This is a genomic window from Caenispirillum salinarum AK4, assembly GCF_000315795.1.
Lineage (GTDB): Bacteria > Pseudomonadota > Alphaproteobacteria > Rhodospirillales > Rhodospirillaceae > Caenispirillum > Caenispirillum salinarum.
This window is the reverse complement of record NZ_ANHY01000003.1, coordinates 191,437-210,901: the sequence shown is the minus strand read 5'-3', so window position 1 is coordinate 210,901 and position 19,465 is coordinate 191,437. Positions and strand designations below refer to the sequence as shown.

Below are 19,465 nucleotides of genomic sequence, written 5' to 3'. Positions count from 1 at the left end.
TCGCCTTAAACGCCGGATGGATCATGCCGGTTCCCCCGGCCGACGCCAAGCCCCGAGCATCGGCCGGGGCACCGCAAACCGCGCGGCCTACCCGGCCAGCCGAGCAATGAAGTAGCCCGCCACCACGGCGGTGCCGATGACGCCGGCGACGTTCGGCCCCATGGCGTGCATGAGCAGGAAGTTCTGCGGGTCGGCCTTGGCACCCTCCACCTGGCTGACGCGCGCGGCCATGGGCACGGCGGACACGCCGGCCGATCCGATCAGCGGGTTGATGGGCGTCTTGGACACCTTGTTCATGATTTTCGCCATGATCACGCCCGACCCCGTGGAAATGCTGAACGCCACGATGCCCAGCACCAGGATGCCCAGGGTTTCCACCTGCAGGAACCGCTCGCCGGTCATGGTGATGCCGACCGACGTGCCGAGGAAGATGGTGGTCACGTTGATCAGTTCGTTCTGGGCCGCCTTGCTCAGGCGTTCGGTTACGCCGCACTCGCGCAGGAAGTTGCCCAGCATCAGCATGCCGATCAGCGCGGCGGCGGCCGGCACCAGCAGGATCACCAGAACCGTCACCGTGGCGGCGAAGATCAGCTTTTCCGTGCGCGAGACGGGGCGAAGGGAACGCATGCGGATCTTGCGCTCCTCCGGCGTCGTCAGCGCCCGCATGATGGGCGGCTGAATCAGCGGCACCAGCGCCATGTAGCTGTAGGCCGCCACCGCGACGGGGGCCAGCAGCTCAGGCGCGAGCTTGTTGGACAGGAAGATGGACGTCGGCCCGTCCGCGCCGCCGATGATGCCGATGGCGCCCGCCTGCTCCGGCGAGAAGCCCAGCAGGATGGCGCCGAAGAAGGTGGCGAACACGCCGAACTGCGCCGCCGCGCCCAGGATCAGCATGCGCGGGTTGGCGATCAGCGGGCCGAAGTCGGTCAGCGCGCCGACGCCCAGGAAGATCAGCGGCGGGAAGATCTCCAGGTGGACGCCCATGGAGATGTAGTAGAACAGCCCGCCCACGGTTTCACTGGCCGGGTCGGGCGGGTTGATGAGGCCCTGCGTCGGCAGGTTCGCCAGCAGCGCGCCGAAGGCGATGGGCACCAGCAGCAGCGGCTCGAAGTTCTTGAAGACCGCCAGATAAAGCAGCACGCCGATCACAACCCACATCACCAGCATCTGCCAGGTGACGAGCGGGAAGGCGGTCAGGGACCACAGTTGGCTCAGGGTATCCATGCTCTCGCCTCGGGTGGTGGCGCGAAAGGGGCTTGGCGGTCGCGGTGACGGTGGCGGGAAGACGCGGAGCGGCGGCGGCCCGGCGTCAGCCGAGCACCACCAGCACCTGGCCTTCCTGGACGGAGGAGCCAGCCTGCACCTTGATTTCCTTGACGGAGCCCGGGCGCGGCGCGACGACGGTGGTGAGCATCTTCATGGCTTCCAGGGTGACGACGGTCTGGCCTTCGGTCACCGGATCGCCGACGCCGACCTCCACCTTCTGCACGGTGCCGGCGAGCGGGCTGACCACGTCGCCGGGGCCGGAGCCGCCGGCCGGCGGCTGCTGCGGCGTCGGGGCGCTGGCGGTGGTCGACGGCGCGGGCGTTGCCTGGGATGGAACCGGCTGCGCGGCGGCCGGCGGCGGCGCGGCGGGAGCGGCGGCCGGCGTGGGCGCGCTGCCGCCTTCGTCCAGTTCCTCGACCGTGACGTCGTAGGCCGTGCCCTCGACGGTGATCCTGAACTTCCTCATGGCGTCCTCTTCTGCTGGCTGTCCGCTGACGGCAGGGGATTGCTCTCGTGGATGGGGTGGTCGACGTGCGGCGGCCCGGCCTGCGTCCAGCCGGCGTTGGCGCGGCCGCCGTGGCTCGACATGTGCTCGAAGCGGCCCTCGTTGACCCAGGCCGGCATGCTGTGCGGCGGGATGGTCACCCGCACCAGGCGGTAGCGCCCCGGCATCACCGCGGCCACCGCCGCGCCGATGGCGGCCAGGTGGTGCGGCGGAATGCCTCCGGGCGCGGCGGCGGCGCTGTCGGCGGGCGCCCCGGCCGGGCGCGTCTGCGGCACCTGGGCGGCCTGGGCGGCGTGCTCCCTTGCGGCGGCCTCGGCGCGGGCGCGGCTGATGAAGACGCGGCCGACGGCGGCGGTCGTGCCCCACAGGGCGACCAGCACCATCACCACGACGCCGAAGCCGAGGCCGACGAGTTCCAGCTCTTCCCAGATCACAGCGGAATATTCCCGTGCTTCTTGGCGGGGCGGGTCTCGCGCTTGGACAGCAGGCTGCGCAGGCCGAGCGCGATGGCCGAGCGGGTGCGCGCCGGCTCGATGACGTCGTGGACGAACAGCTTGCCGGCGGAGACGTAGGGGTTGGCGAATTCCTTGCGGTATTCGTCGGCCAGTTCCTTGCGGCGCTCGGCGGCGTTGTCGGCGTCCTTCAGGTCGCGGCGGTAGAGGATGTTGACCGCCCCTTCCGCGCCCATCACCGCGATCTCCGACCCCGGCCAGGCATAGACCAGGTCCGCCCCCATGTCGCGCGAACACATGGCCAGATAGGCGCCGCCATAGGCCTTGCGCATGATGACGGTGATCTTGGGCACGGTGGAGGCGCCGTAGGCGAACAGCATCTTGGCGCCGTGGCGGATGATGCCGCCGCGCTCCTGCGTCACGCCGGGCAGGAAGCCGGGCACGTCCACCAGCGTCACCAGCGGAATGTTGAAGACGTTGCAGAAGCGGATGAAGCGTGCCGCCTTGTCGCTGGCGTCGATGTCCAGCGTGCCCGCCTTCACCGCCGGCTGGTTGGCGACGATGCCCGTGACGATGCCGGCGACGCGGGCGAAGCAGCACACGATGTTCGGCGCGAACAGGCCCTGCACCTCAAGGAACCGGCCGCCGTCGACGATGCGTTCGATCACCTTCTTGACGTCGATGGGCATGCGCGCATCGTCGGGCACCAGGGCGTCCACCTGCGGGTCGTCCTCCAGCGTCATGTGCGCCGACAGGTCGTGCGGCGGGTCCGCCATGTTGTTGGACGGCAGGTAGCTGAGCAGGTCGCGGACAATGGACACGGCGTGCATGTCGTCGTCGGCGATGAAGTGGATGTTGCCCGACACGCTGGCGTGGGCCATGGCCGATCCGATCTCGTCCATGGTGGTCACCTGCCCGGTGGCGGCGCGGATGACCTCGGGCCCGCAGATGAACATGTTGCCCGACCCGCGGGTCATGATGATGAAGTCCATCAGCGCCGGCGAATAGGCCGCACCGCCGGCGCAGGACCCCGAGATGACCGCGATCTGCGGCACCACGCCCGACGCCAGGACGTTGCGGTTGAACACCTGGCCATAGCCCGAAAGGCTGTCCACGCCTTCCTGGATGCGCGCCCCGCCCGAGTCGTTGAAGCCGACGATGGGCATCCCGCCGCGCATGGCATAGTCCATGGTGTCGCAGATCTTGCCGGCGTGCACGCGGCCCAGCGAGCCGCCAGCCACGGTGAAATCCTGGCTGAAGGCGGCGACGGGGCGGCCGTCGACGAAGCCGATGCCGGTCACCACGGCGTCGCCCGGCAGGTCCTTCTTCTCCATGCCGAAGTGGCGCGTCTGGTGGCGCGCGTGCAGGCCGAACTCCTGGAAGGTATCGCGGGCGAACAGTGCTTCCAGCCGCTCCCGCGCCGCCAGCAGGCCGCGGGCGTGGCGCGCCTCGATCTTGTCGGCCCCGCCGCCCAGGCGGGCGGTCTCGCGGCGGCGCCGCAGGTCCTCCAGCAGGTCCTTGGAAATCGCCATGGGGTGCGTCTTCCTTTCCTTCGGCCTTGGGCGACTGTGCGCGGCAGGCGCGGCGCAGGACGCGCCGTGATCGCGACACGCGAAACCGTAGCACGCTTGCCCCGCGCGTTTGAACCCGGGCCGGGGCGCGATTCGTGCGGCCCGGACAGTAGCCGCGCCCAAAGGCCCTTGAAACGGAAGGTTTAGTGAAAAGGTTGCAGCCCGCGGGGCCGCCTACCCCCTTCGGCCGAAAAAATGCGCCGGCCACGAGGACCGGCGCTCAAGTCATGCGAGACGCAGACTGCTGCCGCCGGGGGAGAGAACAGTCCCGACGGCAGGGACTTTCGGACCGATCATCCGCCGGCCCCATCTTCATGGTCCCCTCCGGCGGACGATCGACTCCGGCGCCGGGCCCCAATTCCCGGCGGTCGTGGCACCCCCCGATACAGGTGCCCGGCACCCGAAAGCGACCGTTTCCCCGTCGGCCGGCGGTCGGGCGGTGATCGTTCAGGCCTCCCCCCGAAGGCACGGCGATCACGGGCGGCTTCATCACGAAGCGTAGGATGGTCATACCAAATGTTTGTGAACGCCCAATCCCCGCACGGTAAATCCGCCGTTTGATTTTGTAAACGGCCCGTAAACACGCTAATTTGGGCCTCGGAGCGGCGCGGGCACCCCTGGTTGAATGCAGCATGCGCCCGGCGCAGCACGGCGGTTGAACAGAGGGCCCATGAGACCGGAAACGCAGCAGATTCTCATCGTCGAGGACGAACAGGTGAGCCGCGCCGTGCTGGCCGCCTACCTCAAGAAGGAAGGCTACACGGTCACCGAGGCCGCCAACGGCGACGAGATGGACCAGGCCCTGGCGCGGCGGCGTTTCGACCTTGTCCTGCTGGACATCAACCTGCCCGGCCGCGACGGCCTGTCGCTGCTGCGCGGCCTGCGGGCGGGGCCGGACCTGGGCATCATCCTCGTGACGGCGAAATCCGACGCCGTCGACCGCGTGGTGGGGCTGGAACTGGGCGCCGACGACTACGTGGTGAAGCCCTACGAACAGCGCGAACTGCTGGCGCGCGTGAAGAACATTCTGCGCCGCCTGTCCCGGTGCGCCCGCGACGACTCCGGCCGCACCACGCACCGTTTCGACGGCTGGACGCTGGACACCGGGCGCCGGCTGCTCACCGATCCGGCCGGCGTGATGGTTCCGCTGACCACCGGCGAATTCAACCTGCTGGCGGCGCTGGTGCGCCAGCCGCAACGGGTGTTCAGCCGCGACCGGCTGCTGGACGCTGTGTCGAACCGGGAATGGTCGCCGTCGGACCGCTCGGTGGACGTGCTCATCGGCCGGCTGCGCAAGAAGATCGAGCCCGACCCGGCGCAGCCGCGCCTGCTGGTGACGGTGCGCAACGTCGGCTACGTCTTCACGCCGGACGTGGCCTGAGCCCTCCTACCAAAGCCGCCGCCGCCCCCCGCGTCCAAACCGCTGCCGCCCCCTGCGCCGGCCGTCGCCCTTCAGCGCCCGCGCCAGCCCCAGCGCCGCCGCGCCTACCGCCACCGCGCCCAGCGCGAAACCGGCGGTCCGGCGGATCTGGTCGGGATCGATGACCGCCGCCCACTCCTCGGCCTCGTCGTCGAAGCGGCCGTGGGCGGCGTAGGGACCGGGCGCCGGCGAGCGCAGGTTGTCGGGGCGGTCGCCGTGGGGAGCCCGGCTCTGCTGCTGGGCCACAACCTGCTCGGCCATCATCCGGTCCAGGTAAGCCGGGGCGAGCATGGCGCCCAGGATGATCTTGGCCGTCGCGCGGCCCACCCACAGCTCGCGCGGGCGCTCGTGCGCCGCCCGCAGGATGGCCCGCGCGGCCGCTTCCGGCTGGTAGACCGGCGGCACCGGGCGCGGTTCGCCGTCGGTGCGCGCGCGCGCCCAGCTGAACTGCGGCGTGTTGAGCCCGGGCAGGTGGACCTCGGTGATGCGGATGGCGCTGCCCTCGTGCAGCAGTTCCGCCCGCAGGCTGTCGGCGAAGCCCCGCACCGCGTGCTTGGCCGCGCAATAGGGCGCCTGAAGGGGAATGCCGCGATAGGCCAGCGCCGAGCCCACCAGGATGATGCTGCCGGACCCGCGCCGGCGCATGTGCTTGAGCGCGGCCATGACGCCGTGGACCTGCCCCATCAGCGTGACGTCGACGACGCGCTGGAACTCCGCCGGGGCTGTGTCGACGAAGGCCGCGAACTCCGTCGCCATGGCGTCGTTGACCCAGCAGTCGATGGGGCCCAGGTCCGCCTCCACGCGATCGGCGGCATCCAGCACCGCCTCGGCGTCGGCCACGTCGCAGGGCACGGCGAGCGCCCGACGGCCCAGGGCCTCAACGGCATCCTTGGTGTCCTCCAGACGGTCCTCGCCGCGCGCCAGGATCGCCACGTCCCAGCCGTCGCGCGCGAAGGCCTCGGCGCAGGCGCGGCCGACGCCGGCGGACCCGCCGGTGATGACGACGACGGGGGCGGTGTGGGGCGCGGTCATGAAGAACCTCCTGGGGCTGATGGTCGGTCCGGGCCTGCGCGAAACGTCGCGCCCGCCGCGCCGGTTCCGGCCGCACCCCTGTCGGCGGTCGCCAAGCGCCTGTGGAAAAACGACTTGCCAGCCCGTCGCCACCGCTTACCATCAAGAGACGTTATCGACGCACCCGCCCGCTTCACCAGCCCCATCCCGACTCGTGAGGACCCGCCCATGCGCCGCACCATTCCGTCATCCGCCCTGTCCACCGCCGAGCCCGTGGCGTGGACGCCGGCCGGAGGTGGAGGCGCGGCGGCGGCGCGGCAACCCGCGCCCGGGGTGGACGTGACCGGCATCCACGGGGCGATCGCGGCCTGCCCGCGCGCCGGCGTCGCCGGCATCCACTGCCCGGTGCTGCCGCGCCTGGCCTGGGACGTGGCGCCGCGCCTGGACCGGGGCGCCGCCGCCGAGGCAGCCGACATGGCGGTCACCGCGGCCCGCACGGGCCTCGACTGTTCCGCCGACTGCGCCGCGGCCGCGCCCGTCGCCGACCTCGCCCAGGCGGCCCTGGCGGCGGCGCGGGAGCAGGCGGAGGGCTGATGCGCCCCGGCCGGACACCCTTCTTCGCCTACGGCCTGTTCATGCACGCCGCCCGCATGCGCGCCGTCGCGCCGGGACACCGGGCCCTCGGCCGGGCGGTTCTGGACGGCTGGCGCGTCGCCGTCACCCGTCATGGACTGGCAACGGTAGTCCCGGACCCGCCGGCGGCGGTGGAGGGGCTGCTGTGGGAGATCGAGGCGCCGGCGCTCGCCGCGCTCGACCGGTTCGAGGGCGTGTCCCACGGCCTCTACCGCAAGCAGACGCTGTTCGTGACGCCGGCCGGGGCGCCGGCCGAACCGGTGCAGGCGCTGGTCTACGTCGCCGGCGATCCACCCGCCCCGGCCCGCCGTGCCCGCCGCGACTACGCCGCCGACCTTGGCGCGGCGGCGCAAGCGGCCGGGCTGTCCGATCCCTATATCGAAACCCTGCGCGCTGTCCTGGCGGGCCGCGCGCGCCGCACCGACACCGACCCAGGGGGACCATCTTGAAGCTCAAGTTCTGGCAGCGCCGCCGCGTCAACGTGCTGCGGCTGGACGGCATGGTGGGGGGCCGCGGTTTGCGCCTGGAAAAGGTGGGACCGGCGCTCGACAAGGCCTTTTCCGGCAAGCCCGAGGCCGTTGTGATGATCGTCAACTCGCCGGGCGGCAGCCCCATGGAATCCGACGTCATCGCCGCCGACATCCGCCGCCGCGCCGACGACAAGAAGGTGCCCGTCTTCGCCTTCATCGAGCAGGTCGGTGCCTCGGGCGGCTACTGGATCGCCTGCGCGGCCGACGAAATCTATGCCATGAGCGGCATGACGCTGGTGGGCTCCATCGGCGTGCTGTCGGCCGGCTTCGGCTTCACCGGCCTCATGGACCGCATCGGCGTCGAGCGCCGCGTCACCACCCACGGCGCCAACAAGATGCGCCTCGACCCCTTCCAGCCCCAGAAGGAGGCCGACCGCGAGTGGCTGAAAGGCCTGCAGGCCGATATCCACGCCGCCTTCATCAAGCATGTGAGGAGCCGTCGCGGCGACAAGCTGAAGGGCGAGGACCACACCCTGTTCAACGGCGACGTCTTCCTGGGCGAAAAGGGCCTGGAACTGGGCCTCATCGACGGCGTGGACCTGCCCGACGCCTTCATCAAGCGGCGGTTCAAGGACGCCAAGCCTCACCGCATCCACGGCCCCCGCAAACCCTTGCTGGCCCGTCTGCTGCGCGGCGGCTCGGATGCGCTGGCCGAAGAAATGATGGAAACGGCGCTGCGGGCGCGGCTGGGGCTGTAGGCGGCGGGACGCGACCCGGTGACGGCGGCCGCTGCCGCTGTGACAAAAAGGTGGATGCCCCTTCTGCCGGCTTGGTTTCGCCACAAACCGCCGGTAGCGTCCGCGCGTAGGTTCCAAGGGCACACCCCCCAAACGCAGCGAAGAAAGAGGAAGAGCGATGTCCAGCCGCCGCCGGTCCATCGCGGTCGGAGACCATTTCGTCAAGACGAGCGACCCCATGCAGCACATCTGGCGCGTGGAGTCCTTGCAGGAGTACGGCGACCTGCCGCCGCACACCAAGATCCGCGAATTGAAGACCGGACAGCTCATCACCATGTCCGTCTCGGCCCTGCTGGACACTCGCCTCTTCCGCCGCGCCGCGGACCCCGACCCGCGCCCGGAGTACCCCGAGGAGTACTGAGGGGGGCGGTTGCGGCCGAGGAAGATTACCGCCAGGTGGGCCGTTCCAACGGCGAGCGGGAGATCGTTGCCGCATTCGGCTGTGAGGGTGGCGAGACCGACCTAGCGCCTTTGGCGCTTGGGCTGCCGCCCAAGCCCGCTCGGGAGCGGAAGCTCCCGAACCCTCCCTTTCTTCGGATTTGAAGGGAGCGGGACAGGATGATTAGTAGTGTGCGTGTGGATTCCTGCTTTCGCAGGAATGACGGAAATTTTTTCTTTCGGAACAACGCCCTACAAGGCCCGTCGCCCCTGCGAAAGAGGGTGCCGGGAAATTGGCTGAGCGCCTCCAGAGGTGTCGCAAAGGCGGCTAACCACGTGCGTGGCCCGCTGCTTCCGCATGGGCGACGGTTTGTTTAAGTTATTACTACAAAAAGAAAAATACTCGTCACTCCCGCAAAAGCGGGAATCCACATGCGGCGCCAGACATCCTGCCGCACGGCCGGCCCGCTGATCCGCGTTCACCCGGTCTCGGTCTCTTGGTGCCCTTCGTGCCTTGGTGGCCTCGCCGCACGCCGTTCGGATGACTCCCCGAACACGAAAATGCCCGAGCTTTCACCCGGGCATCCATCGACCAAGCCTCACGGCCTTACGCCGCCGGCAGGGATTTCTGCGGCTCGGCCTCGCGGGTCAGCCGCTCGTTGTCGGCCTTCAACTGGTCGTTTTCGCGCTCCAGGTTGCGAATGCGGATTTCCTGGTGGCGTTTTTCGCTGCGGCTCTGGGCGCGTTTGTGGCTGCCGGCCGTCCACGCGAACAGGGCGCCGATGACGATGCCGACGGCCAGCGTGCCCAGCGACAGAAGGTAGAGGGGCAGATCCGCCGTCCACGGGAAGGGCCACAACTCGACCGTCACCATCTGGCGGTTGGACACGGCAAAAATGATGGCGACCGCCGCAAGCGGCAGGCCGATGAGCCAGCGGATGAGTTTCACGCGATCCTCCCTTCATGGCGCCCGGCGCGGCCATGCGCCGGCAGGGCCGGTGTAGCGCGGCCGGCGCCTGCGGCCAAGCCTATTCGGCGGCGTCGGCGGCCTCGCCGTCGTTCAGAAGCTCGCGCAGCTGCTTGCCCGTCTTGAAGTACGGCACCGCCTTCTCGTCCACGTCTACGGCTTCCCCGGTGCGGGGGTTGCGACCGGTACGAGCATCGCGGTGCTTGACCGAAAACGCGCCGAAGCCGCGCAACTCCACCCGGTCGCCCCGTGCGAGCGCCGCGGCGATTTCATCGAAGATGCAGGAGACGATGCGCTCCACATCCCGCTGGTAGAGATGCGGATTCCGCTCCGCCAGACGCGCAATCAGTTCCGACTTGGTCATGATCCACGGTCCTCGCGAGATGATGGCCGGCGCGCCGCTGTCCTTGGGACCACCGAACGTCCCGCGCCGCCTGCGACCTTCGTTGCACGAAAAATCGGCAGACCGGCGCCACGGCTTACGCACGAACCAGATTTCCCGGGAAGCGTGCCATGGGGCTAACGCAGCGTCAAGGTAAGCCCTTGCGCACGCACGAATATTTCCCGCTTCATCAGCCGGGGCGCCGCCGCCGCGGCCGCCCCGGGCGCTGCCAGTCAGACGCGAAAACGCCCCGTTCCGGCGGGAACGGGGCGTTTCGTTCTTCCAGGAAGGTGGGGAGAAGGACTTAGTCCTCCTTGCCCTCTTCCTGCTTCTGGCGCAGGGCCGCACCCAGGATGTCGCCCAGCGACGCACCCGAGTCGGTGGAGCCGTACTCGGCCATCGCCTGCTTCTCTTCCTCGATCTCGCGGGCCTTGATGGAGACCGAGATCTTGCGGTTCTTGGTGTCCAGGGCGGTCACCTTGGCGTCGATCTTCTCGCCGACGGCGAAGCGCTCGGGGCGCTGCTCGTTGCGCTCACGCGACAGGTCGGACTTGCGGATGAAGGCCGTGCCCATGCCGTTGACGTCCACCTCGACACCGTTGTCCTGAACCGCGGTGACGGTGCAGGTGACGGTCTGGCCCTTGCGCAGGCCCTCGGCGGCGCGCTCGAACGGATCCTCGTCCAGCTGCTTGATGCCGAGCGAGATGCGCTCCTTGTCGATGTCGACGTCCAGGACCTTGGCCTTCACGACGTCGCCGCGCTTGTAGTTCTTGACGGCCTCGTCGCCCGGCAGGTTCCAGTCCAGGTCGGACAGGTGGACCATGCCGTCGATCTCGCCTTCCAGGCCTATGAACAGACCGAATTCGGTGATGTTCTTGATCTCGCCCTCGACGACGGTGCCCGGCGGGAACTTGGCGGAGAAGTCTTCCCAGGGGTTGCCCATGCACTGCTTAAGGCCCAGGGAAATACGACGCTTCTCGGGATCCACGTCGAGCACCATGACCTCGACCTCCTGGGAGGTGGAGACGATCTTGCCCGGGTGGATGTTCTTCTTGGTCCAGGACATCTCGGAGACGTGGACCAGACCCTCGACGCCCGGCTCCAGCTCGACGAACGCGCCGTAGTCGGTGATGTTGGTCACGCGGCCCATGAACTTGGTGCCGACCGGGTACTTGGCCTGCACGCCTTCCCACGGATCGGCCTCAAGCTGCTTCATGCCGAGGCTGATGCGCTGGGTCTCCGGGTTGAAGCGGATGACCTGCACCTTGACGTTCTGGCCGATGGACAGGGCCTCGGTCGGGTGGTTGACACGCTTCCAGGAAATGTCGGTGACGTGCAGCAGGCCGTCGACGCCGCCCAGGTCCACGAACGCACCGTAGTCGGTGATGTTCTTGACGACGCCTTCCAGGATCATGCCTTCCTTCAGGCCGGCCATGAGCTTGGCGCGCTCTTCCGCGCGGCTCTCTTCCAGCACGGCGCGACGGCTGACGACGATGTTGCCGCGGGCGCGGTCCATCTTCAGGATCTGGAAGGTCTGCGGCGTGCCCATCAGCGGGGTGATGTCGCGGACCGGACGGATGTCCACCTGGCTGCCCGGCAGGAACGCCACGGCGCCCGACAGGTCGACGGTGAAGCCGCCCTTGACGCGGCCGAAGATGACGCCTTCGACGCGCTCGTTCTCGTTGAACTTCGCCTCGAGAACGTTCCAGGCCTCCTCGCGGCGGGCCTTGTCGCGCGACAGGACGATCACGCCGTCGCGGTCCTCGTAGCGCTCGACGTAGACGTCGACTTCGTCGCCCGGCTTCAGGTCGGACTCTTCACCCGCGCGGGAGAATTCCTTGAGGTTGATGCGGCCCTCGGACTTGAGGCCCACGTCGACCAGCGCGAAGTCACCGTCGACCGAGATCACGGTGCCGCGCAGAACGGCGCCTTCCAGGCCACCCTCGGAACCCAGGCTCTCCTCGAGCAGGGCGCCGAAATCTTCCTTCATTTCCATGGCAGCGGCTTCAGCCATATTCACTCATTCCTTTCGTCGAATTCGGTGCTATTCCGGCCAGCCGGTTGTGTCCGGCGGTCTTTATCGCGGCGCCTGGACAATCCAGGGCGTCCGCATGCATGAACAGTCCCTCTCAATGCTCGCTCTATGCCCCGCGCGGTTAAGCGCGATGGCCCCGAAACGCGAGCCGGTTCCGGGAGTTCCCAAAGTCTTCACACCGCGAAGGCGCCGCCCCTGACGAAAACACGAATGGGGCCGACGAGTCGCCCCGTCACCCCAAGCGGCCTTCGGTCACATACTTGACGGCCAGCGTGAACACCTGCTCGGCGTCGAGGTCGGAGGTGTCGAGCACCAGCGCATCCTCGGCGGGCGCCAGCGGAGCGACCGTCCGGCCGGCGTCACGCGCATCGCGGTCCTTCATGTCCTGGAGAACCGCCGACTCTATAACCTCATGGCCCTTTTCGCGCAACTCCTTGAATCGGCGTTTGGCGCGAACATCCACCGACGCCGTCACGAACATCTTTCGATCGGCGTCGGCGCAGACCACCGTGCCAATGTCGCGGCCGTCCAGAACCGCGCCCCTCGCCCCGTCGGGCGGGCGCTTGGCGAAGGCCCGCTGGAACTCCAGCAGCGCCGCGCGCACCGCCGGAATGGCGGCCACCTTGCTGGCGGCCTGCGCCACGGCGTCGGTGCGCAGGCGCTCGTCGTTCAGGATCCCCGGGTCGAGCGCGCGGGCGGCAGCCTCGGCGGTGTCGGGGTCGGCCGGATCACCGCCGTTCTGCATCACCGCGAACCCCACGGCGCGATACAGCGATCCGGTGTCGAGATAGGCATAGCCGAAATGCCGTGCAAGGCGGCGCGCCAGGGTGCCCTTGCCCGAGGCGGCCGGTCCGTCGATGGCGACAATCATGGCGCGGCGGTCTCCGTCAGCGGGTGGATGGAGGCGCCCAGGCCGTTCATCAGGCGCGCGAATCCGGGGAAGCTGGTGTCGATGGCCGCGGCGTCGTCCACCGCGACGGGTTGCTCCGTCGCCATGCCCAGCACCAGGAAGCTCATGGCGATGCGGTGGTCCAGCTCGACCGGCACCGTGGCCCCGCCGCGCGGGGCCGTGCCTGTGCCCTCGACGATCAGGTCGTCGCCCTCGATGCGCACCACCGCGCCGCAGGCGGCCAGGCCCTCGGCCATGGCGGTCAGGCGGTCGCTTTCCTTCACGCGCAGTTCCGCCAGGCCGTTCATGCGGGTGGTGCCCGAGGCGCAGGCGGCGGCGACGGCCAGGATGGGATATTCGTCGATCATGCTGGCGGCGCGCTCGGCCGGCACGTCGATGCCGGTCAGGCCCGTGCCGCGCACCTCCAGGTCCGCCACCGGCTCGCCGCCCTCCACCCGCTCGTTCCGCAGGATCAGGTCGGCGCCCATCTCCTTGAGCGTCTCATACAGGCCGAAGCGCAGCGGGTTGGTGCCGACGTTGCGCACGATCAGGTGGCTGTCCGGCGTGATCAGCGCCGCCACCACCGGGAAAGCCGCCGAGCTGGGATCGCCCGGCACCACCACCGGCGCGGCCACCAGCTCGGGCTGGCCGGTCAGGGTGACCACCCGCGCCGCGCCGTCGGTCTCCACCGTCACCGTGGCGCCGAAGTGGGTGAGCATGCGCTCGGTATGATCGCGGGTGGCGACGGCTTCCGTCACCGTCGTCTTGCCGGGCGCGTTCAGGCCCGCCAGCAGCACCGCGCTTTTCACCTGCGCCGAGGCCACGGGCGTGGCGTAGGAGACCGGCACGGCCTCGCCGGTGCCCTTGACGGCCAGCGGCAGGCGGCCGCCCTCGCGATACCAGAAGTCGGCGCCGAACAGCGACAGCGGCTCGGTCACCCGCTTCATGGGGCGCTTGCGCAAAGACCCGTCGCCGGTCATGACGCTGGTCATGGGGTGGGTGGCCAGCAGGCCCATGAGAAGCCGGGCGCTGGTGCCCGAGTTGCCCATGTCCAGCACGTCCGCCGGCTCCACCAGGCCGCCGACGCCGCGCCCCCAGACGCGCCAGCGCGGACGGCCTTCGGGGCCGCCGGCCTCCTCGCGCCGGACCTCGGCGCCGAGGGCGCGCATGGCCGCGGCGGTCGCCAGAACGTCCTCGCCCTCCAGCAGGCCGTCGACCACCGTCTCGCCGACCGCCAGCGCGCCGAACATGAGCGCGCGGTGGGAAATGGACTTGTCTCCGGGCACACGGACCTCGCCCGTCAGGGCGGTCACGGCGTCGGAGCGAAGCGGGCGGGCGGGCGTCGCGGCGTGGCTCATGGGAAAATTCCGGGTGCTTGGATCTTGCGCCGCCATGATCTGCCCTATATGGCGGCTTGGGACCCCGTGTTTACCACAGCATGAAATCCTGCCAACAGGCCATTGCGCGCCCACCGCTTCCCGTGACAAGAAGACGGGAGGGGCCGGGAGCCGTCGGCGGCGCCATTATGGCTTTGACAGGGCATGCGGTTCATGGCAAATCGCCGGGCCCGTAGGGACGAATAGGTATCAGGCTTCAGTGGGAGGACCACGGCGTGGCGAAACCGGAATGGGGGACGAAGCGGACGTGCACGCATTGCGGCGCCCGTTTCTATGATCTGAACAAGCGGCCGATCATCTGCCCCAAGTGCGAGGCGGAGAACGAGGCCGAGGTGGCGCCCAAGCTGCGCCGCTCCAAGGACAGCAAGGTGGCCAAGCCCACCAAGGCCGTCGCCAAGCCGGCGGAGGCGGAAGAAGAGGAAGATTACGAAACCGAGTCCGAGAACGAGGACGTCGACGAGGACGTCATCGAGGACACCAACGACCTCGGCGAGGACGACGAGGACATGGCCGAGGTCATGGAGCACGTCGAATCCGAGGAAGAGGACACCTGACACCGGCTGCGTTTCCGGCGGGTCCGGCGCGGTTGCCGGACCCGTAACGGGACAATCGAAGACCTGGAATTTTTCTCTTGCCAGGCACGGGGGAAATCCCTATGTTCCCTCGCCTCAGGCCGCCCCAACGGTCGGAGCGACACAGAGAACGGGGCCGTAGCTCAGTTGGGAGAGCGCTACAATGGCATTGTAGAGGTCAGGGGTTCGATTCCCCTCGGCTCCACCAGATTACGCGAAACCCGCCGGCTGGCAACAGCGGCGGGTTTCCTCGTTCTACGGCAGGCGGGCGCCCACCCCGATCCCTTAGCTTCAATATCGTTCAGATACACTTTCAAGTTAATACCCCCGCAACATCCCCCTACCATCCGCGCGGGGATTTCAAGGGGAGGGGTTGGACGTGGGCGACGTCTACCAGCGCATCGTGGCGCTTCTGTCTCAGCACAGGCTCGATTACGGGGTCATGGATCATGCGCCGGAAGGGCGCACCGACCTTGCCAGCATCATCCGCGGCCATCCGTTGAAGGACGCCGCGAAATCCATGCTGGTGGAGGTCGATGGCACCGCGACGCCGGAAGGCCGGGAGTACGTTCTGGCGGTGGTGCCCGGTGATCGGCGGGTGGACTTCGCCGCCATCAAGCAGTTGCGCGGAGGCCGCAAGGCGCGGCTGGCGCCCGCGGAGTTGGCGACGGAGCTGACCGGCTGCACCATGGGGGCCGTGCCGCCCTTTGCGTTCCATCCGAGCGTTTCCGTCCTGGCGTGCGAGCACCTGAAGGCCAGCACGGCGATCGTGTTCAACGCCGGGCGGCTCGACTGCTCCATCAGCCTGTGTCCAAAAGCGTATTTCGGCCTGAATCACGCGCAGGCAGCGCCCATTTCCAAAGAGGTGTCGCCAGCCATGCCGATGAAGAAGACAGCCTGAGCTAGTCCCGCTCGCGCAGGGCGGTGATGCCGGCCAGAACCGACACGAAGCCCAGCCAGGCCGTGTAGGGCAGAGCCAGCAGGCCGGCCAGGCGATCCACCGCACCCGCCTTGTAGGTGTAGGCTGCCGACGCCGCCGCCACGCCCAGCATGTCGGCGGCCGCGGCGGTCGTCTTGCGGTTGCCGAAGGCCATCTTGGCGAAGCCCGCCGTCATCCCCAGCGCAAAGCGGAACAGCCCCAGCGCCTTGTCGCGATCGGGGCTCTCGCGGCTGCGCCACACACGCCAGCACGACAGCCCCATCAGCCCCCACAGCGCCGGCCAGATCACCGCCTGTGTCCGGCGGCTGGGGGTGAGCGAGGGCTTGTCCAGGCGCTCGTAGTGTTCGGCAATCTCGGGCTGCCCGCGGGTCGGCGCGTAGTACTGGCTGATGGCCGCGGTCGCCGCGATGAAGCCGCCCAGGAAGACCAGCCCCGACAGGTCCTGGTGGCGGCGGGACGGGCGGCGCGGCAGGCGGTCGGGCAGCGGACGGAGGGGGCGCGTCATGGCGGAACCTCGGGCGGTGGAGCGGGTTGCGGATCACGCACCATCAACAACGCATTCACGCGCGCGGTTGCCCGGGACCCCAAGGCGGCCCCGCGCCGTTAGTCGGGCAGAGCCATTTCCACACAGCCTGGAAGGAGGTCCAGACCATGTCCGACCCCGTGGAAATCGTCGACCAGAAGGGCAGCTTCCGCCTGATCCGGGACCGCGAGAGCGGCCGCCACGCCATCGTGGAAGCGCGCGACAACAAGGTCTACACCGTCCACCCGCGCGAACGCGAGGCCGAGCCCGACACGCCCGAGGGCATGGCGCGGCTGGTCGAGCCCGACGGCTGGCAGGACCCCGCCGAGGCCCGCGCAAAGTTCGCCGAGATCACGCGCGAGGGCGAGGAGCTTGCCAAGGAAATCTGGTAGGGGCGGCGCGACGGGCGCCGCCCCCTTTTTGCCCTCAGGCGTAGGCGGTCACGCTCTCGATCCAGCGAATGAGCTGCGGGCCCGGCATGGCGCCTGCCTGCCGGGTCACCTCTTTCCCGTCCTTGAACACCGCCAGCGTCGGGATGGAGCGAATGCCGAACCGCGCCGCCAGCCCCGGATTCGCCTGGGTGTCCACCTTCAGCAGGCGCACCTCCGGCTCCAGGTGCGCCGCCGCCTGTTCATAGGCCGGCGCCATCATGCGGCAGGGCCCGCACCACGGCGCCCAGAAATCGACCACCACCGGAATGTCCGTGCGATTGACCAGGGTGTCGAAGCTCTTTTCGTCGGCCTCCACCGGGTGGCCGTCGAACAGGGCGGCCTTGCACGACCCGCAGCGGGCCTTCTCGGCGGGCTTGTCTTCGGGCACGCGGTTGGTGGCAAGGCACTGCGGGCAGGCGATCTGGGACATGCGGAACTCCTTTGCGGGCGGCGGTGACACTCGACCGCATATATGAGCACTTCCTAATAGCTCGGCAAGAGCGGCGTCGGCGTCGCGGCCTGTGGCGCGAACAGGGCGACGGGGCGCGACAGGCCCTTGAGGCTGCCGGTACCCACCGGCCGCGCCGCTCCGTTCAGGTGCGCCGCGACGGCTTCGGACATCAGGATGGGCTCGCCCACGGCGCGGGTCTCCGCCTCAAGGCGCGCGGCCAGGTTCACCGTCGAGCCGATGACCGTGAACTCCAGCCGGTCGGGGCTGCCGATGGTTCCCGCCACCGCCGGCCCGGCATGGATGCCGATGCCGTGGGACAGCGGCGGGCGGTTCGGGTGGGCCGCGTTGAAGGCCGCCAGCCGGGCGCGCATCTCCAGCGCGGCATCCACCGCCAGGCGCTCGGGCGTGCGCCCCTGCGGGCAGGGCGCCAGGCCGAAAACCGCCATCACGGCATCCCCAATGAACTTGTCCACCATGCCGTGGTGGGCGTGCACCGCCGCCACCATTTCGGCGAAATAGCCGTTGAGCAGCGCGGTCACCTCCTCGGGCTCCAGGCGTTCGGCCAGTGGCGTGAAGTCGCGCAGGTCGCACATCAGCACCGCCACGTGCCGCCGCTCGCCGTGCAGGCGAACGGCTCCCTCGGCGGCCTCGGCCAGCACGGTTTCGGCCACCTCGGGCGAGACGAAGCGACCGAAGGCATCGCGGATGCGCTCGCGCTGGCGCAGCCCGGCGGCCATGGTGTTGATGCCGCCGGCCACCCGGCCCAGTTCATCCGGCCGGGAGGCGTCCAGGCAGACGTCGAAGCGCCCGCCGGACACCGCATCCAGGCTGTCGACGATGGCGACGGTGTCGCGCCGGAGCGACCGGCCGTAGTGGCCCGCCACCAGCAGCGCCGCGCCGACGAAGACGGCGGCGATGAACAGCACCTCCACCACGATCACCGGCTCGGCATAGCCTTCCTCCACCTGGCGGACGGCCATCATGACCAGGGCGGCCGCCGGGGCGACCGCGAAGGACGACGCGCTTTCCGTCAGGCGGCGGACGATGCGTTCTTCCAGCCGCCGCGCGGTGGCGCCGGGGCTTTCGTCGGCGGCGGCGCCCTCCGCGCCGCGCTTGCGCAGCATGTCCTCCAGCAGGGTGTACTCGAACTGGGCGATCAGGCCGGCGCCGAGAATCCAGAAGCCCGTCGCAAGCTTGAGGTAGCTGAGCAGCGGATAGGCCTCGTAGGTCAGGCCGTGCAGGGTCATGGCCTTCAGCCCCGCGATCCCCCAACTGATGACCGCGATGCGCCAACCGTGGCGGGCGAGACTCACCGACTGCGGCGCCGGCCAGTAGACCCACAGGATCTGGCGCAGCACGATCTGCACCGCCATCACGACGGCCAACCCTTCCAGCAGCGTCAGGAACGGCAGGCCATCCATGAAGGGGCAGACGAACTGGTTGTAGACGGCCAGGAACAGGCTCGCCGGCACGATGGAGGCGTGCGCCTTCAGCGCATCGGCCCTGGGCAGCGCGTGCCAGAGCGTGCGCGGCGCGGGCAGCGAGCCGGCAGCGGCGGACGCGGTGGTGGCGGCGGTCATGGTGCTGTGTTCCTCCCCTTTCTCCCCCCACGGAGGCCGCCAGTATGGCACGCGGCCGCCGCGGCGTCCCGTCACAAGGGCGTGGGGTGGGCGTTGGTTGGGGCGTGGCCGGTGGGCGCGCGCCGGGGCGGCGCGCTTGACGGGGGGCGGCCCGGCGATTATCTCCACAATCTCTTACATCACGCTTGTCACGAAACGGACGCCATGGCCCTGCTTCCCATCCTCGTCGCTCCCGACCCGCGCCTGAAGACCAAGGCCAAGCCGGTGGAGAAGGTCGACGCCGAGACCGCCCAGCTCATGGAAGACATGCTGGAGACCATGTACGCCGCGCCGGGCATCGGTCTGGCCGCGCCGCAGGTTGGCGTGTCCAAGCGGGTCATCGTGGTCGACGTGGCGCCCGAGGGGGAGAAGAATCCCCTGCGTATGGCGAATCCCGAGGTGATCTGGGCCAGCGACGAGTTGCGCGAGTACGAGGAAGGCTGCCTGTCCCTGCCCGAGCAGTACGACGCCGTCACCCGTCCCGACCGCGTCAAGGTCCGCTACATCGACCACCAGAACGAGATCCGGGAGATCGAGGCCGACGGCCTGCTGGCGACCTGCATCCAGCACGAGATCGATCACCTGGACGGCAAGCTGTTCGTCGATCACCTCTCGTCGCTCAAGCGCAACATGGTGCTGCGCAAGCTGACCAAGCTGAAGAAGTCCGACCCCGACCTGGGCCAGCCGAAAAAGGTGGCGGCGGAGGTTTAGTCTTGTGTTCTGACGCTGCGCGTCAGAAGCGTTCATGCGCCACGT

The 19,465-nt window shown here is 69.2% G+C and carries 22 protein-coding genes and 1 tRNA gene; 10 read left to right on the top strand and 13 right to left on the bottom strand.

Annotated elements, in window-relative coordinates:
- Positions 1 to 87: 87 nt before the first annotated feature.
- The 4 genes from C882_RS02430 to C882_RS02415 all read right to left on the bottom strand — a co-directional run bounded on the left by C882_RS02430 (position 88) and on the right by C882_RS02415 (position 3,755).
- Positions 88 to 1,224, bottom strand: a complete 1,137-nt coding sequence (locus tag C882_RS02430; RefSeq protein WP_009538944.1) for a sodium ion-translocating decarboxylase subunit beta — start codon at positions 1,222 to 1,224, stop codon at positions 88 to 90.
- Positions 1,225 to 1,309: 85 nt separating this feature from the next.
- Positions 1,310 to 1,732: a biotin/lipoyl-containing protein gene (locus tag C882_RS02425; RefSeq protein ID WP_009538943.1), complete on the bottom strand. Its 423-nt coding sequence runs from the start codon at positions 1,730 to 1,732 to the stop codon at positions 1,310 to 1,312.
- Positions 1,729 to 2,205: an OadG family transporter subunit gene (locus tag C882_RS02420; protein WP_009538942.1), complete on the bottom strand. Its 477-nt coding sequence runs from the start codon at positions 2,203 to 2,205 to the stop codon at positions 1,729 to 1,731. The genes C882_RS02425 and C882_RS02420 overlap by 4 nt, the downstream gene beginning before the upstream one ends.
- A complete protein-coding gene (locus tag C882_RS02415; protein WP_009538941.1) occupies positions 2,202 to 3,755 on the bottom strand; it encodes an acyl-CoA carboxylase subunit beta in 1,554 nt (517 codons plus the stop codon). Before C882_RS02415 ends, C882_RS02420 begins: the two co-directional genes overlap by 4 nt.
- Before the next feature lie 709 nt (positions 3,756 to 4,464).
- On the opposite strand from C882_RS02415, the gene C882_RS02410 reads away from it, so the two are divergent.
- Positions 4,465 to 5,175 carry a response regulator gene (locus tag C882_RS02410; RefSeq protein WP_009538939.1) on the top strand — a complete coding sequence of 237 codons (711 nt, stop codon included), beginning with the start codon at positions 4,465 to 4,467 and terminating at the stop codon, positions 5,173 to 5,175.
- Between the two features lie 6 nt (positions 5,176 to 5,181).
- Here the strand turns inward: C882_RS02410 and C882_RS02405 are convergent, their stop codons facing one another.
- On the bottom strand, positions 5,182 to 6,246 hold the full coding sequence (locus C882_RS02405) for an SDR family oxidoreductase (protein ID WP_009538938.1): 1,065 nt from the start codon (positions 6,244 to 6,246) through the stop codon (positions 5,182 to 5,184).
- Between the two features lie 207 nt (positions 6,247 to 6,453).
- On the opposite strand from C882_RS02405, the gene C882_RS02400 reads away from it, so the two are divergent.
- The 4 genes from C882_RS02400 to C882_RS02385 all read left to right on the top strand — a co-directional run bounded on the left by C882_RS02400 (position 6,454) and on the right by C882_RS02385 (position 8,486).
- The gene (locus C882_RS02400) at positions 6,454 to 6,819 is read left to right on the top strand and encodes a hypothetical protein (protein WP_009538937.1); all 366 of its coding nucleotides are present in this window, start codon (positions 6,454 to 6,456) and stop codon (positions 6,817 to 6,819) included.
- Positions 6,819 to 7,307 (top strand): gamma-glutamylcyclotransferase family protein, encoded by a 489-nt coding sequence (locus C882_RS23790; protein WP_009538936.1) that lies wholly within the window; start codon positions 6,819 to 6,821, stop codon positions 7,305 to 7,307. Before C882_RS02400 ends, C882_RS23790 begins: the two co-directional genes overlap by 1 nt.
- On the top strand, positions 7,304 to 8,086 hold the full coding sequence (locus tag C882_RS02390; RefSeq protein WP_009538935.1) for a S49 family peptidase: 783 nt from the start codon (positions 7,304 to 7,306) through the stop codon (positions 8,084 to 8,086). Before C882_RS23790 ends, C882_RS02390 begins: the two co-directional genes overlap by 4 nt.
- A 157-nt stretch (positions 8,087 to 8,243) precedes the next feature.
- Positions 8,244 to 8,486, top strand: a complete 243-nt coding sequence (locus C882_RS02385; protein ID WP_009538934.1) for a hypothetical protein — start codon at positions 8,244 to 8,246, stop codon at positions 8,484 to 8,486.
- 624 nt (positions 8,487 to 9,110) lie between these two features.
- On the opposite strand, the gene C882_RS02380 is transcribed toward C882_RS02385, so the two are convergent.
- The 5 genes from C882_RS02380 to aroA form a co-directional block, all read right to left on the bottom strand.
- Entirely contained in the window at positions 9,111 to 9,452 is a 342-nt protein-coding gene (locus tag C882_RS02380; RefSeq protein WP_009538933.1) for a LapA family protein, read from the bottom strand.
- 79 nt (positions 9,453 to 9,531) lie between these two features.
- The gene (ihfB, locus tag C882_RS02375) at positions 9,532 to 9,834 is read right to left on the bottom strand and encodes an integration host factor subunit beta (RefSeq protein ID WP_009538932.1); all 303 of its coding nucleotides are present in this window, start codon (positions 9,832 to 9,834) and stop codon (positions 9,532 to 9,534) included.
- 322 nt (positions 9,835 to 10,156) lie between these two features.
- The gene (rpsA, locus tag C882_RS02370) at positions 10,157 to 11,866 is read right to left on the bottom strand and encodes a 30S ribosomal protein S1 (RefSeq protein WP_009538931.1); all 1,710 of its coding nucleotides are present in this window, start codon (positions 11,864 to 11,866) and stop codon (positions 10,157 to 10,159) included.
- 253 nt (positions 11,867 to 12,119) lie between these two features.
- On the bottom strand, positions 12,120 to 12,758 hold the full coding sequence (gene cmk, locus C882_RS02365) for a (d)CMP kinase (RefSeq protein ID WP_009538930.1): 639 nt from the start codon (positions 12,756 to 12,758) through the stop codon (positions 12,120 to 12,122).
- Positions 12,755 to 14,134, bottom strand: a complete 1,380-nt coding sequence (gene aroA, locus C882_RS02360) for a 3-phosphoshikimate 1-carboxyvinyltransferase (RefSeq protein WP_043643070.1) — start codon at positions 14,132 to 14,134, stop codon at positions 12,755 to 12,757. Before aroA ends, cmk begins: the two co-directional genes overlap by 4 nt.
- A 254-nt stretch (positions 14,135 to 14,388) precedes the next feature.
- On the opposite strand from aroA, the gene C882_RS02355 reads away from it, so the two are divergent.
- From C882_RS02355 to C882_RS02345, 3 genes are all read left to right on the top strand, one after another.
- On the top strand, positions 14,389 to 14,727 hold the full coding sequence (locus C882_RS02355; RefSeq protein ID WP_009538928.1) for a TIGR02300 family protein: 339 nt from the start codon (positions 14,389 to 14,391) through the stop codon (positions 14,725 to 14,727).
- 150 nt (positions 14,728 to 14,877) lie between these two features.
- Positions 14,878 to 14,953, top strand: a tRNA-Ala gene (locus C882_RS02350).
- Between the two features lie 171 nt (positions 14,954 to 15,124).
- Positions 15,125 to 15,646: a YbaK/EbsC family protein gene (locus tag C882_RS02345; protein ID WP_009538927.1), complete on the top strand. Its 522-nt coding sequence runs from the start codon at positions 15,125 to 15,127 to the stop codon at positions 15,644 to 15,646.
- 1 nt (position 15,647) lies between these two features.
- Here the strand turns inward: C882_RS02345 and C882_RS22845 are convergent, their stop codons facing one another.
- The gene (locus C882_RS22845; RefSeq protein WP_009538926.1) at positions 15,648 to 16,190 is read right to left on the bottom strand and encodes a TspO/MBR family protein; all 543 of its coding nucleotides are present in this window, start codon (positions 16,188 to 16,190) and stop codon (positions 15,648 to 15,650) included.
- A 146-nt stretch (positions 16,191 to 16,336) separates the two neighbouring features.
- Here C882_RS22845 and C882_RS02335 point away from each other — a divergent pair, with 146 nt between their 5' ends.
- On the top strand, positions 16,337 to 16,600 hold the full coding sequence (locus tag C882_RS02335) for a hypothetical protein (RefSeq protein ID WP_009538925.1): 264 nt from the start codon (positions 16,337 to 16,339) through the stop codon (positions 16,598 to 16,600).
- Positions 16,601 to 16,634: 34 nt separating this feature from the next.
- On the opposite strand, the gene trxC is transcribed toward C882_RS02335, so the two are convergent.
- Together trxC and C882_RS02325 are read right to left on the bottom strand one after the other, a co-directional pair.
- Entirely contained in the window at positions 16,635 to 17,069 is a 435-nt protein-coding gene (trxC, locus tag C882_RS02330; protein WP_009538924.1) for a thioredoxin TrxC, read from the bottom strand.
- A gap of 53 nt (positions 17,070 to 17,122) precedes the next feature.
- A complete protein-coding gene (locus C882_RS02325; protein ID WP_009538923.1) occupies positions 17,123 to 18,670 on the bottom strand; it encodes an adenylate/guanylate cyclase domain-containing protein in 1,548 nt (515 codons plus the stop codon).
- Between the two features lie 204 nt (positions 18,671 to 18,874).
- Between C882_RS02325 and def the strand changes: the two genes are divergently transcribed.
- A complete protein-coding gene (gene def / locus C882_RS02320; protein WP_009538922.1) occupies positions 18,875 to 19,420 on the top strand; it encodes a peptide deformylase in 546 nt (181 codons plus the stop codon).
- The last annotated feature ends 45 nt before the right edge of the window (positions 19,421 to 19,465 follow it).